Genomic DNA, 12806 nt, shown 5'->3' with positions numbered 1-12806 from the left:
GTTGATCTACAGCAGGCCGCGAAACGCCTGCTCAATGGCAGATTCGACGCGCTTGATGCGGTCCGTGGCTTGGTCGTCCTCATCCAGCTTGAGTGGCAGATCGTCTCTGTCCAGGCCGCCGATGATGGCTTGCATGTCCTGCAGGACGCTGTGATGGACAACGCACATGCCCAGACGGGACAATTCGGCGACGAAGTCCTTGTAGATGTCAGGCGTCCAGCCGGTCTCTTCGTACCCGGCGATGACGTCGGCCATCGACTCCAAGCGCTCGATGTCGGATTTCTTCGACTCGATGGATCGCAGGATTTCGGATTTGATCCAGCCCATGCTCATGACTCGCCCCTCCGCTCCCCACCCAGCGCCGCCACCAGATCGTCCAGCATGCGCGCCAGTTCGCCCGCCATCAGGGCGAAGTCGGCCTCGAACTGCTCGGCCTCGTTGGCGGCCTGGGCGTCCTGGCGTTCTTTCAGCACGTCCAGGGGCGCGACGCGCTTGATGTCCAGGTTTTCGGTCAGCACGAAGGACACGCGGTCGTTCCAGGTCATGGCCAGGCGCGTGCACTGCTTGCCCGCTCTGACGTGCTTTGTCGCTTCGTCATGATCAACCGACTGCCGGACGTAGCGCACCATCGCGCGGGATCCGCCCGTGGATTGCAGTTCAGTCTCCTGGTCGATGGTGAATCCTGCTGGGGCTTCGTCTTCCGTCAGCCATAGGGTCATGGCGGCGCCCGGCGACATCTCCACGTGCAGCGGCACGATGGGGAAGGGGGTGAGGGTCTTGGCCAGCAGGCCCAGGACTTCGTCAGCCCGCGCGGCCGCCGATGCGTCGATCACGAACCATCCGTTTTTCGTGTCGATCCAGACGTTGGTATCCGACTGCGTAACGAAGGCCTTGGGCAGCAGATCCATCGTGACCTGCTCTTTGATCTCCTTCATCTGCTTGCGGCCGGGCTTGTAGCCCTGCTGTTCCTCGATCTGCAGGGCGCGTTCACGGGCGGCCTGGTTGATGACCGTGGCCGGCAGCAGGCGCTTTTCTGTGCACAGGGTGATCAGGATTTGGCCGTTGCTGGCGTAGGCCAGGCCGCTGTCCTCGCGGGGGAAAACCCAGCCGCTGGATTGGCTGTCTTGGCTACCGCAGGGCCTGAACGCCAGGGGCGCCAAGGCCGCCTCAAGATCGGCGGCGGTCAGGCCGTGATTCGGTGCTAGCCGGTAGAGTTTCAGGTTTTTGAACCACATATCAGTCCTTTGTGATGTTTTGCCGTCCAGGCGACCCAGGCCCGCTCAAGCCGTTCTCCCGTCGATATTTCGTGACGGTCGAATAGGCGACCCCGACGGCCCGGGCGATCTGGTTGCAAGACAGCGTCGGGTCTTCGGCAAGCCGCTTGATCTGCGCCCATTTCTCATCAGGCATCGGCGGCCTGCCTGGGAATGGGCGCTTGGGCTTGGGCTCCGGTTTCACGCGCGGCGGCTTGGGCGGCCTGAATTTGGTTCTCCGGATCCGCCGGGCGATCTGTGGGTTGAGCGTCAGCGTCACGAGTTGGGCGATTGCTTGTGACATGAGACCTCCGTGATGCCGACGCCCTGGCCGTCAGGCGGTTTCCATCGTTCTCGCTTCGCTGATGCGCTGGATCAGCGCCGCGCAAATCCGCTGAAAATCGCTCTCGCGGTACAGCTTGGCGGCTTTGTCGGTGGCGGCGTGCGTGATGCCAAGGTCAGCCAGGCCCTGGGCGGACAGGCTGATGGGTGCCAGACGCTCATTGATCTGGCCCAGGCGCAGCGTGGCCGGTTCGTCTGCGTCAGGCGTCGGGGCCGCTGCCGGTTGTCCCTGGGCTGTATGGGCAACCTCGCCATGCGCCCCATGTAGCGGAGCTGGCTGAGCGACGGGCGCAGCATGGGCGTGCGGCGGTGCTACTGTTGCCGCTGCTGCCTTCGCCTTGGCCTCATCCTCGATTTGCTGACGGCGCTCGTCGTCGATCTTCTTCTGCTGATCGACACGCGCCACGACCGCCGCCTCAAAATGATTCGGCGCCATCGTCACCAAGTCATCCAGATCGCGGAACAGGCCGTGATATTCGTCAGGCACCAGATCATCAAACTTCGTCAGTTTGGCCCGGATGTCGGCCGCGTATTCATTGGCCTCGATCTTGGCATTGGCCAGGGCTGTGCCGACGGCATCTTTGATGCTGGACAGCGTTTTCAGACCTTTGATGGCTCCAGCAAAGTTCGGCATACCGATTTGCAGGCGGACCCGGGTTTCGCCCTGCAGGCCGGCCAGGAACGCGCTGAACTGCTGGCGGGCCGTCGTGACAATCTCGGTGCGGATGGCTTCCTTGCGGGCCTTGACCAGTTTTTCACTGGCCAGCCGCGTTTGGCGGGCCAGGTCTTTCAGCGTGGCGACCGTGCGGCGCATCTGCTCAACATTGGTCAGGCTGGCCAGGGCCGAATCCTCGGCTGCCGCCAGCTTTTCCTCGGCCGTCTTCAGCGTCTTGCAGGCGGCTTCCGTGTCCGCAAAGTCCTGATCGGTTTCCGGCTCCTTCGGGATGCGCTCCACGAAGGCGCGCAGGGCCTCGCCGAACATGTCCAGGTTGGACGTGACCGACAGCGACCCGGTTACCTGGGCGAAGACGGCCGGCAGCGCCTCTTGAGCCTGGGCCGTGACCGGCGCCGCGGCAGGCTCGGGCGTGTAATTGGCCAGGTCTTCGTCAAACTGCTTCCAACCGGCCACGATCCACCGCTGATACTCGGAATCAGGATAGACGTCCATCATGACCATGTTTTCTTCGGTGCCGTCCGAAACGACGAACTTCAGCACATTCGCGCCAGTGATGAGCAATTGCTGCTGAGTCTGGGGCTTGTGCTCTTCGGGCAGCACGCCGGCACGCACCGATTCGGCCAGGGCCTCATTCCACTGCTTGTGCTCGAAAACGGTATCGCCCAGCATCGTCAGGCCGTCGCAGGACGCCGACAGGTTGCCGCCCTCGTCTTCGTTCGAGCAGGTGGCCGGGTACAGATCCTCGCCAATCATGCGCTCGACAATCGGACGCGCCAGGGCCTCGACCTCATGGCCGTAGTCCAGGATGTTGAGCTGGACCCAGTCGCTGAATTCTTGCGGCAGGCCGGTGGCTTTCATATGCAGCAGTTCGGATCGTTTGACCTTCGTCGACACGCCCAGCATTGCGGCGGCTTCGCTGGCGCCATGCTTTGTCAGCCGGAACGCCAGCCATTCAGGACTTCCCTGGATCAGATTGTGGATTTTCATTGGTCTTGCTCCTGTTCAGCGCGTTCCATGTCGGCTACGAAAGCGTCCTTTTCTGGCTCGAGTGGCTCCAGATTGCGGATGGCCTGTTTCTGGCTGTCGGTCAGGGTGTATTTGCTGCTGACCATGCTGATGATTCGCTCGGCCCTGGTTTTGCCTGCCTGAATTGCTTCGCGCCAGGCGGCCTTGTTTTCCTGCATCTGAGCCTCGGTGTAGTCGGGCAAGGCGGCGGGCGCCTTCTGGGCCGGCTGATGCCTGGGCGTGATGTCGCGCTCGGCGGGGGTATCCATGACCTCCTCGGCGATGGGCATGCCGCGCAGCACATCGGGGAACACGTCGCGCAGCGCAAACGCCCGCGCCCGCATCTGGCGCATACGTTTCGGGTACTGGGTCCACGGCCCGGACTTTCCTTGCAGGCCAGCCTTTTGCGCATCTTCCATGCTGAACGTGCGTATCTGCTCTTCTTCGCCGCGCCGCTTGACGCGGATGGTTGCCGTGCTGCCATCGTCCGATTCGTAGATGTATTCGCACAAAGGAGAACTGCGCACCAGGGCGATTACGGCATCCCCCCATAGGGCAGGCCGCCCGTTGATGACGGCGATGTTCTGCATGGCCTGCATGGGCTGTAGGCCCAGCTCCATGCCCCACTGGATGGCGACCAGGATGTTGCCGGGGTTGCGGGCGAAGTCCTTCGGCACGATGGTCGATTCAGACAGGATCTCCGCAAAGCGCATGGCTTCGTCGAGGGATTGCGGGGTCAGGCTGAAGCGTTCGCCCGTCGTCAGTTCATTCATGATTTCTCCCTGCTGCGCAGCCACGCATCCTCGGCTTTGTCGGCCAGGTCGTCGCGCTGCTGTTGTTGTTCGTAAAATTGGTCTTCGGCCAGATCCTCGAGCCGCTCGTCGTCTGGCGGCTCTGCGCTGGGTCCGCCCAGATGCTGCCAGCCCATGTCAGTACCCCGCAGCCGCGCCGACGAACGGCACGACGACGAAAAACAGGGCCAGCACAGCCAGGGCGCCGATCCAGGCCTTGGCCGGGATCATTTCGTCGGGGTCCAGGTCGCGCCAGCCGAAGCGGGGCGCCAGGGCAGGGCGGATCTTGCTCACCCACAGCGCGTCGCCAGCGGCAGCAAATGAGACGGCCGCCAGCCACATGAAAAGCGAATCCACTGCGCTCATGTCAGTCTCCAAAAAAGGTCGAGGGTCTGCTTGCGTCCCCCGCCGTCACGCACGGTCCGGACCGTCCGGTATTGGCGGGTTCAGGAGTTCAGCCCTCGGCAGACAGCACGACGCCCCCGGATATGGCACCGGTTGCGCACGTACTCAGCAGAATGGGAAAGGAGACAAGCCGCCGACGCTTGCCGCGCCGTGCTGTCTGCGGAAGGCTGATGGGAATGGGCCTATGCGCCTGCAGGCTGGCGTTTGAGTACAAATGTGTGACAATGACAGGCTTTACCTAAACTTGAGGAAGATTTCCATGGGCAATAAGATCGTTACTGAAGCCGACCGTAAGCGCACTCCCCGTCCCGTTCTCCCAAAAGGCGTGACCCTTACCACTCGAAGCAGCAAACATGTGAGTAAAGAGCGTGGCCCGAATATCCATCACAAGAAAAATCCCGGCAAACGTCACCGCTAGGGTTAATCTCTGGGGTCAGTTCGTCAGCCTGTGCGATGGCCCCGGCTTGACGCAACCGGGCGCGGCCTGGACCCGGCTACTGCTCAGATTCCGGTCATGCAGGCGTTGAAATCATCCAGCAGCCGACTCGATGAATCGGCTCTCGGATAACTCCGCGCCCGGCAAGATGCCGCGATGCCTGGGCGCAGATTGCTGACTTGCACAGCGCTCCCCGGTTGGGCCGGGGAATCGTCTCCCTGATTACGACGCCATCAGGGCAGTGTGTGGGCGCGGCTTTCGCCGTCCCCGGTTCCTGTCTGCGTACTGCGGCCCACTCTTGGGCCTGGCTGACTCTCGCCGGATTTCATCCCTTTTCCTCCTGCCGGGATGCGGTATTGGGCAGCCAGCCACACCGCTGACCGTATAGGGCAGGGGGCTGGTGTTCATCGGATTCGGTTGTAAAAGAGCGGGTCTTGCTGCATCCCTGTCGCTGGCCCTGGGGCCTAGGCGTTTCGTGATGCGATGGAGAGACTTTAGCAAAACTTTGCTAAAGGCGCAAGCAAAACTTTGATAGTGGTTCAGCTTTAGGGCAAACCCCAACAAAAGGGATCTGGGTAACGCCAGATCGACCGCCCACAAAAAAGCCGCCCTGGGGCGGCTGTGGCCAGGAAGCGCGCGTAGGACTGAAACCGCCTGCAGATGGAAGGCAGAATAGGTTTCCTATAATCGGCGGCCATGGCAACAAAGAAACAGGCGGGCCGCCGTACCGCAAAGCGCAGGTCGGCCCCACGCAAGAAGCAGGTAGGCGGCGGCTTCGCAAAGCTCCTCAAGACGGCATTTCTCTCGGCGGCGGTGTCCTTCGCCGCCATGCTGTGGGCGCTGCATCCGCAGCTACTCGACCAGATCGGCGTCGACCGGATCCTGGCGAATCTGGAGCAGCCGCGGCAGGACGTCGCCAGCACTCGTCAGGCCGCGCCGGCGGCGCATGACGGGCACATCCAGACGTCTTTCGCGCAGTGCCGCGAATTTTTCCCCCATCAGACGCCGCCCGTCGTGCCGGCCCGGCCGACCCAGCGCGAGCTATGCTTCTCGTCCTTTGCCATTCTGTACAGCGGCCAGCGGAAAACCCCGGTGCTGGTTGCCGAGCGCCTGAACCGACAAACGCTGACCGCCGCCCAGGGCATTGCGCGCACCGACAGCTTCTACGAAGAGGCGCGCCTGCCGGCGTCCGAGCGGGCAGGGCTGGACGACTACAGGGGATCGGGCTTTGATCGCGGCCACATGGCTCCGGCCGGCGACATGCCCGACGACCAGGCGATGGCGCAGAGCTTCAGCTTGGCCAACATGATCCCGCAGGCCCCGCAGGCGAATCGCGGCGCCTGGAACAAGATCGAGCAGGACACGCGCAAGTATGTAATGCGCGCCAAGGGCGACGTGTATGTGATCTCGGGCCCGGTCTACGGCGACCATCCCCAGACAATCGGGACCGCGAGGGTCGCGGTGCCCGACTACACGTTCAAGGTCGTCTTCGACGCCACGACAGGCCGTTCCTGGGTGCACTGGTTGGCCAACAGCCCAGATGCGCGGCCCGGCGCACCCATCAGCTACGAGGAGTTCGTCAAGCGGACGGGTCTGCGGGTGCTGGGTTAGGACACAAAAAAGCCGCTCTAGGCGGCTGGTGGGGGGGGGGCGGGCTTGACGTAGATTCCTATGGCCGCATATAAGCAGTAGGGCATTTTTTTGGCGTTTGTTTCCGGCAGTGCGCCTAGACAGCCAAGGTAGAATAAAGCTATGGAATTCGTACACTACGTCGCGCCGTCCTACAAGCAGGACGAGCTTTTCGCCAAGGCCAATGAGGTCTATGGTGAGGGCGCGGTGTTCCCGTACGCAAATGGCTTTTTTGTTGCGACGGACGACCCGACGTCTGAGGTTTCCACCAAGATCGGCATCCGCGATGGATCAGTAGGGTCTGGTGTCGTACTGCGCGTCACAACCTACAACGGGCGGGCGCCGGCCGATCTGTGGGAATGGCTTGCCAAGGGGTTGGCATGAGCAGGAAGGGGCAGGATTTCTACCAAGAGGGGCCTCCTCGTCAAAGAGAGACCAATCCGAGGGACATCCCATCTCCGGCAATGCCATCCGATATGCAGCCGTTCATCTGGCAGCAACTTGGGGACATTCAGCGCTGCCTTGGTCGAATTGAGGAGGGGCAGGCTCGCATTAAGGAGCGCCTCTCGAACGTCGAAGAAAAAACAACAAAGACAGCAGAGAAGCTGAGTCGCGTCCTGTGGATTTCTGCTGGCGCAGGCGCAGTGATTGGAGTCTTGGTAAGCATAGCGACCAGCTTGCTGAAGTACCTCCCGAAGTAACCGCCGCCCCTCAGGCATGAAAAAGCCCTCCGGGGAGGGCTGGCAGATCGTGATGGGGCAGGCTATGGGTTTTTGTTGTCTGGAACCTCTGGCGCAAGGATGTCTGTTACCCATGCGCCCTTTACCACATCCCCCACCCGCTTTATTTGTACCTCCAGCGAAACTCTGGCGTTGTGTTGGGCCGCGCTCCATAAGAGGTCCAACTGTTCGTTGGTAAAAGACTCCGCGTCTAGTACAACAGTAAGTTCGCTATCGGCGCCTATGATGGTGAATTTTGACACCCCATCATCTTGACGCTTGAACCCAACCACACGAAAAGGCTCGATGATTGGTTCTGTTGTGGGGGCCTCGCGAACTGCGCGCGCATTGATTTCCCTGATCTGATGCGCCCCCAGTTGCTCTTCTCCGATCCTCAACGAGTCGGCATCAGGCACAGACTTGGCTACGCTTTTTGCGCCATTGCGTGCAGCTTCCCTCCAGCGCGAGAAATCCGGAACAGCCCTAGCGGCTCGCGCTATAACCTCGAATTGATTTGTTCTTTCCTGCTCCATTTCTATGCGTTCGTGTGCATCGATGTAGTTGTTGGCCACATACGTCAAACCAACCCCCGAAGTGATTACGAGAGCCACCCCGAGTATGACAATCGTTTTGTGGTTGTCATCCATAGCCAAGTAGCCCTCCTTGAGGGCATTTATCACCCACTTTACAGAAGCGGTCAGGATGGTGCTGCCGTCTCGAACTTCGAACTGTAATTTCCAGTCTTCGGGGATCTTTCCTAGCCGACGTTTGTCATCAACGCCGGTCAGCGTGTACGCGAGTGCGCGGTAGACTTCTTGCTGTAAATCCCATAGCCCATGCGCCAGATCTCCAGAGACAGTCCCATGATAGCGATCACCTTTGATCTCTATTGTAATGGTCGTCAGATCGTCTGACAGCCCTATCTGCTCATAATTAATCCCTGGCTCTTTATCCAAAAGCCTGCGTATGAGGTCTACGACCTGATCGAGAGTTGCTACTGTTATTCTTTCCAAGCGGTTCTCCTTCACATTTATACATTGCTGCAGAATTTTGTTACGAGCGCACCCAAAGCCGCCTCGCGTTGGCGGCGCTCAATTAGGGTTTCCTACCCCCAACCCCACACCAGAAGGCGCGGTCTACCTGCCCTCAGGCGGCCTGATGTTCCCGTTGACGCGCTTCAGTTCCACTAGGATCGCATCCAGCCGCCTCTTGATCCCGAACACAGCAAAGGGCAGGGCGATCCACAAGACCGCGATCACAGCCACCAGGATCATCATGAGAGGGCCTACGCTCTGCCCGAAGTTCTGCATCATCGTCTTCTCCTGTACTCCAAGCCTGCACCAGGGCTCGCCATCAATGGCAATGTCTTGTCCCCGCCTTCCGGTCCATGTGGCATCCGTTCTTGTCGGTGCGCCCGCCATGTGCCCAGGCCGGTGCTACGGCGGTGATACCAAAGATGGCCAACGCGGCGGCTGCGATGATCTTTTTCATGGTTCTCCTCACATATCCACATTAATAATAAGGTTTTGTTACTTCCAGGCCCAAAGTAATCCTCTCATCCGCGCTCATCAATCAGGGTTTCTCAGAGGCCGAAGCCGCTACCCGCGAAGCGCGGGCCACTTGGAAAACGCGAACACCCAAAGCGCGATCAGGTTCACCACGGGAATGAATGCCAAGATCACCCAGGCCTTGCTGTACCCGGCCTTTCCCAGAATGACCGCTGCCGGGATCCCGATCAGTACGAGATAGCCGACAAGCGGCAATAACATTCCTGAGCCATTCATCATTTGCGGTACCCCCTCATCAGTGTTTGCTGGGCCTACAGGCCGAAGCCGCACCAGAAGGCGCGGCCCACAATCCTGGCCGCCGGATCGTCAATCAGGATGTCGGGATAGTCGGCTGCGCGGGCGGCATTGTGTGACCTGGCCCACCACATACCGTCCTTTTTCACCAGTTCCTTGACGTACAGCTTCCCATTGATCCAGACGACATAGACCCGCTTCGATAGCGGGTCCGTGCGCCGACGGTTTGCCAGCACCACCGATCCATCGATGATGTGCAAGTCAGCCATGGAGTCGCCGGCCACCTCGAAGCCTATGGTCTGGTCCGGCTTGGCGTCGTTCTTTGCCAGCCAGTCGCGGCGAAACATCAAGATCTTGGTGATGTCGTCGGAAAAGACGATTTCTCCCTTGCCGGCTGATGCCTTGGCGTCTACCAGGCGGATGGGGGCGTGGTCTTCGTCGTTGGCGGCTTCAGAATAAACCATGACGGGCGCGGACGCCTTCATGTCCAAAGATAGAATTTCCGGCAGCGAGACGTTGAGCGCGGTGGCTATAGCCTCTACCTCGGTCAGCTTTGCGGACGGCACCTTGCCGGTCTTGCTTGGTTGCCGTCGATCCGGGTTCAAGTAGAGGCTGATGGTTGTTTGCGCCACACCTGACCGCTTCGACAGCGCGGTCTGCACCACGCCCTGCTTTTTCATCAAGGCGTCGATGTTTCTGGCGAGTATTTCGTTGGTGGTGGGCCTGCTCATATAGTGAGTTTGCAATGCATTGCTAGCAAAGTGTTGCTTGTGCAAATAGCAAAGTTTTGCTATTGTTTGGTCATGAGCACAAAATTCACCGACCAAATCAGGACCGCGCTGCTGGCACGCCGTGGGTGTTGGCGAGAAGTCGCAGACAAGTCCGGCGTCAGCTACTCGTGGATTTCCAAATTCATGAACGGCCATATTCCGAATCCTGGTACTCGGACCCTGACGAGGTTGCAAGAGGGCATTCGTGGGGTGAAGCCCGTCGCCAAAGAGGCTACTCATGTCTGATCTCGTCATCATTGCCGACACCAAGATCCGCCAGGACAGCAAGGGCAGGTACAGCCTGAACGATCTGCATCGGGCGGCCGGGGGTGAACAGAAACATCGGCCCAAGTACTGGCTGTCGAACGAGCAGGCCAAGGAACTTGTGGCGGAAATCGAGAAAGGCGGAATTCCGCCTATCGTTGCAAAACAAGGGCTTGGCACCTTCGTCTGCAAGGAATTGGTCTACGCCTATGCGATGTGGATCAGCGCCGCGTTTCATCTGAAAGTCATCCGCACCTTTGATGATGCCGTCAATGGGCGCATCGACTGGAAATTCCAGCGCTCGGCTGCGGCGTCCACGACGAAGGTCGCCAATGACATCCTGAGGCTGGTTCGCCAGGAATCCGGGAAGGAAACGCAGCATTTCCACTACTCCAATGAGGCCCGCATGATCAATTCGATCCTGTCGGGAGAATGCAAGGGCTTGAACCGCGACAGCCTGGACGCCGATCAGCTGGCGCTGCTGGCCCACCTGCAGGAGCGCAACGCCGTCTTGATCGGGCGGGGCCTGTCGTATCAGCAGCGCAAAGATCTGCTGCCGCAGTACGCCATGGACTTCCGTGTGTCCCGCAGCCTGCGCCTGAACCGGGAGCCCGCCCAAGAGGCCGAGCATGCGTGAATCCACCCTCCTCCAGCGCGCCGTGGTCATCTCCATGGTCGCCTTCACCCCGTTCGGCATCACGCTGATCGCCGATGACCTGACTTCGACGTCCCTGGTCATCCCGCTGTGTGACGGCTGGGTAGGGGAGTTCGCCCGCATCGAACCTACGTCGCCAGTGTTTGCATTGCGGACAGTACGGTCGGCCACTGAGCAAGACCGGCGTCGATCAGTTTGTGGACTAGATGCTTTGTGGCATCGGCCGGAATTCCGCGAAGTTGATCGAGCCATTTCCGCTTTTCTTCCTCTGGCGCGTCCGAACCCTGTATTCGAGCCTCCAGCAGCAACCGGATCTGATCGTCATGAAGCCTGATCGTCACCACCCCCAGGATGGCCGACAGGCCGCCGTCGTCGGCCAGGAAGTCCAGGCCCTTATGGGTGATGTACACCGACACGCCGCCCATGCCATGGTCCCAGGTCAACAAGCCGTGTGCGTCGAGGTACAGACAGTTCGCACGGAATTGCTCGTCTCCGTATTCGAGTACCAGCCGCTCCCAATCTGCGTGACCCATGCTGGCTGGGTATGTCTTTTCCAGCGTCTTCAGTATCTCGCGCTGCAGGTCTCGGTCCAGCTTCATTTCATCGGTTCCTTATTCAAAAACAGGGGGCCCGCCCGTGTCTGAAGCCACCATCATCCTGATCGGGGCCGTCGCGTTCGGTGCTGGCTACGTCGTCGGGCACATTCACGCGCTGCTGAGCTATATCAAGCGGGGAGGGCGGTGACATGCGTAAGGACATGACCGTGCACTTCTGCGACTTTTGCGGCAAATCCTCGTTGGATTGCGAGGTAACGGTGGCCGCTTCGAATGGGGGCGCCATCTGCTCTTGCTGCGTGAAGATCGCTCAGGATGTCATCAATGCTTGGCGGCAAGAAGCTCAGACAGAAGATCGATCGCCCTTTGTATCGACTTACGGTGAAGTTCCCCAACCGTTGTGTCCTTCTCAAGAAAGGACTTGATCGGTATGTCGATTGCAATCTTCTCTCCCGTATCGAACTCGAACTCCTTGACGGTGCGCGACGGCCTGGTTCGCGTTGCGAGTTCGATGTCCGTCTTCAAGTCAACTAGTTTGCTCATGGTCGGTTCCTCCCGGAAATGTTTGGTTGTTGGCACTCCCAAGCATACCCGGGTGGATCCGGCCGCCCAACACCCCTGGCGCCCCGATCCTGCTGACGACCGCATCCCCATCGGGCCGCCGGACACCTCAGTGCACTGTCACCGCGCCGTCGGCCGGCAGGCCCCAGCGCCAGTGCAGCGCCAGCCTCTCGAAGACCGCCTCGATGTGCTCGACCTCGGCGTTCTCGCCGAAGGCGTCGATCGCCAGGCGCTCGGCCTCGTCCATCAGTTCGTGTCGCGTTTCCGTGTCCATGCCGGCGGCGTCAGCCGGCGCGCGCAGCGCGTCCATTCGTACTTCCCGTCCCTGTCGTTTTTGTCATGGCGCCATTGTGCTGGCGCCGGGAGTTGCTGTCATGCGTAGTCTGTCGCAGACCACAATCGGGATCCTCCGCGAGGAGATCGCCGAATACCGCCGCGCCAACCGCCTGTCGCGCGAGTCCGTCGCCGCTGGCGTCGTCGAGGCTCATGAGGCACTGGGTGCCGACGCCTCGACCGGCATTCGGTTCGAACCCAAGACGCTGGACGCCTTCGAGCGCACCAAGGTCAACGCCGATCGGATCTTTCGCTGGCTGGACGATAGCACCAAGGACGCCAACTTGCTGCCGGCCAATTTCCTGGTGTCGCTGCTTGCCGGCCTGCCCGAGGAGGTCCGGCGACGGGCCCTGGATCGCATCCTGCTGCCGCTGGGCTTTGCCGCCCGGGCGCTGGGCGAAGGCAGGGGTGCCGCGCCGGTTTCGGCTGGCGGCGTTGCCGCCCTGATCCGTGAGCAAAGCGAAGCCGCGGCAGCCGTCACCGGCCTGCTGGGCGAACACGGGCCGGGCGCCCTGGCCGAGGCGCGCCGTGAAGTCGCTGAGGCCGTGGACATGGGCCAGCGCGTGCTGGAGCGGATCGAGGCGCAGATGGCGGCGGAGGCTCAGGGATGA

At 60.7% G+C, this 12806-nt stretch carries 19 protein-coding genes; 4 read left to right on the top strand and 15 right to left on the bottom strand.

All coding sequences use genetic code 11. The annotated features are described in order from the left end of the window. Nucleotides 1-6 precede the first annotated feature (6 nt). From ABRZ00_RS12940 to ABRZ00_RS12910, 7 genes are read right to left on the bottom strand one after another with little or no spacing between them, the layout of a single operon-like run. Nucleotides 7-333: a hypothetical protein gene (locus ABRZ00_RS12940; RefSeq protein WP_368647760.1), complete on the bottom strand. Its 327-nt coding sequence runs from the start codon at nt 331-333 to the stop codon at nt 7-9. Next, on the bottom strand, nt 330-1235 hold the full coding sequence (locus ABRZ00_RS12935; protein WP_368647759.1) for a recombination-associated protein RdgC: 906 nt from the start codon (nt 1233-1235) through the stop codon (nt 330-332). The genes ABRZ00_RS12940 and ABRZ00_RS12935 overlap by 4 nt, the downstream gene beginning before the upstream one ends. Before the next feature lies 1 nt (nt 1236). Further along, a complete protein-coding gene (locus ABRZ00_RS12930) occupies nt 1237-1557 on the bottom strand; it encodes a helix-turn-helix domain-containing protein (protein WP_368641732.1) in 321 nt (106 codons plus the stop codon). A gap of 30 nt (nt 1558-1587) precedes the next feature. After that, nucleotides 1588-3258, bottom strand: coding sequence for a YqaJ viral recombinase family protein (locus ABRZ00_RS12925; protein WP_368647758.1), 1671 nt, complete (start codon nt 3256-3258; stop codon nt 1588-1590). Continuing rightward, nucleotides 3255-4049 (bottom strand): recombinase RecT, encoded by a 795-nt coding sequence (locus ABRZ00_RS12920; protein WP_368647757.1) that lies wholly within the window; start codon nt 4047-4049, stop codon nt 3255-3257. The genes ABRZ00_RS12925 and ABRZ00_RS12920 overlap by 4 nt, the downstream gene beginning before the upstream one ends. Further along, nucleotides 4046-4204, bottom strand: a complete 159-nt coding sequence (locus tag ABRZ00_RS12915) for a hypothetical protein (protein ID WP_368641735.1) — start codon at nt 4202-4204, stop codon at nt 4046-4048. Before ABRZ00_RS12915 ends, ABRZ00_RS12920 begins: the two co-directional genes overlap by 4 nt. A 1-nt stretch (nt 4205) precedes the next feature. Then, complete coding sequence (locus tag ABRZ00_RS12910; RefSeq protein ID WP_368647756.1) at nt 4206-4433, bottom strand: hypothetical protein; 228 nt, start codon at nt 4431-4433, stop codon at nt 4206-4208. 1171 nt (nt 4434-5604) lie between these two features. Between ABRZ00_RS12910 and ABRZ00_RS12905 the strand changes: the two genes are divergently transcribed. Together ABRZ00_RS12905 and ABRZ00_RS12900 are read left to right on the top strand one after the other, a co-directional pair. After that, nucleotides 5605-6519 (top strand): DNA/RNA non-specific endonuclease, encoded by a 915-nt coding sequence (locus ABRZ00_RS12905; protein ID WP_368647755.1) that lies wholly within the window; start codon nt 5605-5607, stop codon nt 6517-6519. A 141-nt stretch (nt 6520-6660) separates the two neighbouring features. Next, nucleotides 6661-6921, top strand: coding sequence for a hypothetical protein (locus tag ABRZ00_RS12900; protein ID WP_368647754.1), 261 nt, complete (start codon nt 6661-6663; stop codon nt 6919-6921). Nucleotides 6922-7300: 379 nt separating this feature from the next. Here the strand turns inward: ABRZ00_RS12900 and ABRZ00_RS12895 are convergent, their stop codons facing one another. From ABRZ00_RS12895 to ABRZ00_RS12875, 5 genes are all read right to left on the bottom strand, one after another. Then, nucleotides 7301-8269 carry a hypothetical protein gene (locus ABRZ00_RS12895; RefSeq protein WP_368647753.1) on the bottom strand — a complete coding sequence of 323 codons (969 nt, stop codon included), beginning with the start codon at nt 8267-8269 and terminating at the stop codon, nt 7301-7303. A gap of 123 nt (nt 8270-8392) precedes the next feature. Continuing rightward, complete coding sequence (locus tag ABRZ00_RS12890) at nt 8393-8569, bottom strand: hypothetical protein (protein ID WP_368647752.1); 177 nt, start codon at nt 8567-8569, stop codon at nt 8393-8395. A 40-nt stretch (nt 8570-8609) separates the two neighbouring features. Continuing rightward, a complete protein-coding gene (locus tag ABRZ00_RS12885) occupies nt 8610-8747 on the bottom strand; it encodes a YHYH domain-containing protein (protein WP_368647751.1) in 138 nt (45 codons plus the stop codon). A 107-nt stretch (nt 8748-8854) separates the two neighbouring features. Continuing rightward, on the bottom strand, nt 8855-9025 hold the full coding sequence (locus ABRZ00_RS12880) for a hypothetical protein (RefSeq protein WP_368647750.1): 171 nt from the start codon (nt 9023-9025) through the stop codon (nt 8855-8857). A gap of 50 nt (nt 9026-9075) precedes the next feature. After that, entirely contained in the window at nt 9076-9984 is a 909-nt protein-coding gene (locus ABRZ00_RS12875; protein ID WP_368647749.1) for an XRE family transcriptional regulator, read from the bottom strand. Between the two features lie 82 nt (nt 9985-10066). On the opposite strand from ABRZ00_RS12875, the gene ABRZ00_RS12870 reads away from it, so the two are divergent. Then, nucleotides 10067-10729: a KilA-N domain-containing protein gene (locus ABRZ00_RS12870; protein ID WP_368647748.1), complete on the top strand. Its 663-nt coding sequence runs from the start codon at nt 10067-10069 to the stop codon at nt 10727-10729. Nucleotides 10730-10875: 146 nt separating this feature from the next. On the opposite strand, the gene ABRZ00_RS12865 is transcribed toward ABRZ00_RS12870, so the two are convergent. The 3 genes from ABRZ00_RS12865 to ABRZ00_RS12855 form a co-directional block, all read right to left on the bottom strand. Further along, nucleotides 10876-11346 carry a hypothetical protein gene (locus ABRZ00_RS12865; RefSeq protein ID WP_368647747.1) on the bottom strand — a complete coding sequence of 157 codons (471 nt, stop codon included), beginning with the start codon at nt 11344-11346 and terminating at the stop codon, nt 10876-10878. A 276-nt stretch (nt 11347-11622) separates the two neighbouring features. Beyond that, nucleotides 11623-11844 carry a hypothetical protein gene (locus ABRZ00_RS12860; RefSeq protein WP_368647746.1) on the bottom strand — a complete coding sequence of 74 codons (222 nt, stop codon included), beginning with the start codon at nt 11842-11844 and terminating at the stop codon, nt 11623-11625. Nucleotides 11845-11971: 127 nt separating this feature from the next. Then, the gene (locus ABRZ00_RS12855; protein ID WP_368641740.1) at nt 11972-12136 is read right to left on the bottom strand and encodes a hypothetical protein; all 165 of its coding nucleotides are present in this window, start codon (nt 12134-12136) and stop codon (nt 11972-11974) included. Nucleotides 12137-12236: 100 nt separating this feature from the next. Here ABRZ00_RS12855 and ABRZ00_RS12850 point away from each other — a divergent pair, with 100 nt between their 5' ends. Then, nucleotides 12237-12806, top strand: a complete 570-nt coding sequence (locus tag ABRZ00_RS12850) for a hypothetical protein (protein ID WP_368647745.1) — start codon at nt 12237-12239, stop codon at nt 12804-12806.

It is taken from the genome of Castellaniella ginsengisoli (genome assembly GCF_040955415.1).
Lineage (GTDB): Bacteria > Pseudomonadota > Gammaproteobacteria > Burkholderiales > Burkholderiaceae_B > Castellaniella > Castellaniella ginsengisoli.
The sequence above is the reverse complement of the archived record's forward strand: the minus strand, read 5'-3'. Positions and strand labels throughout refer to the sequence as shown.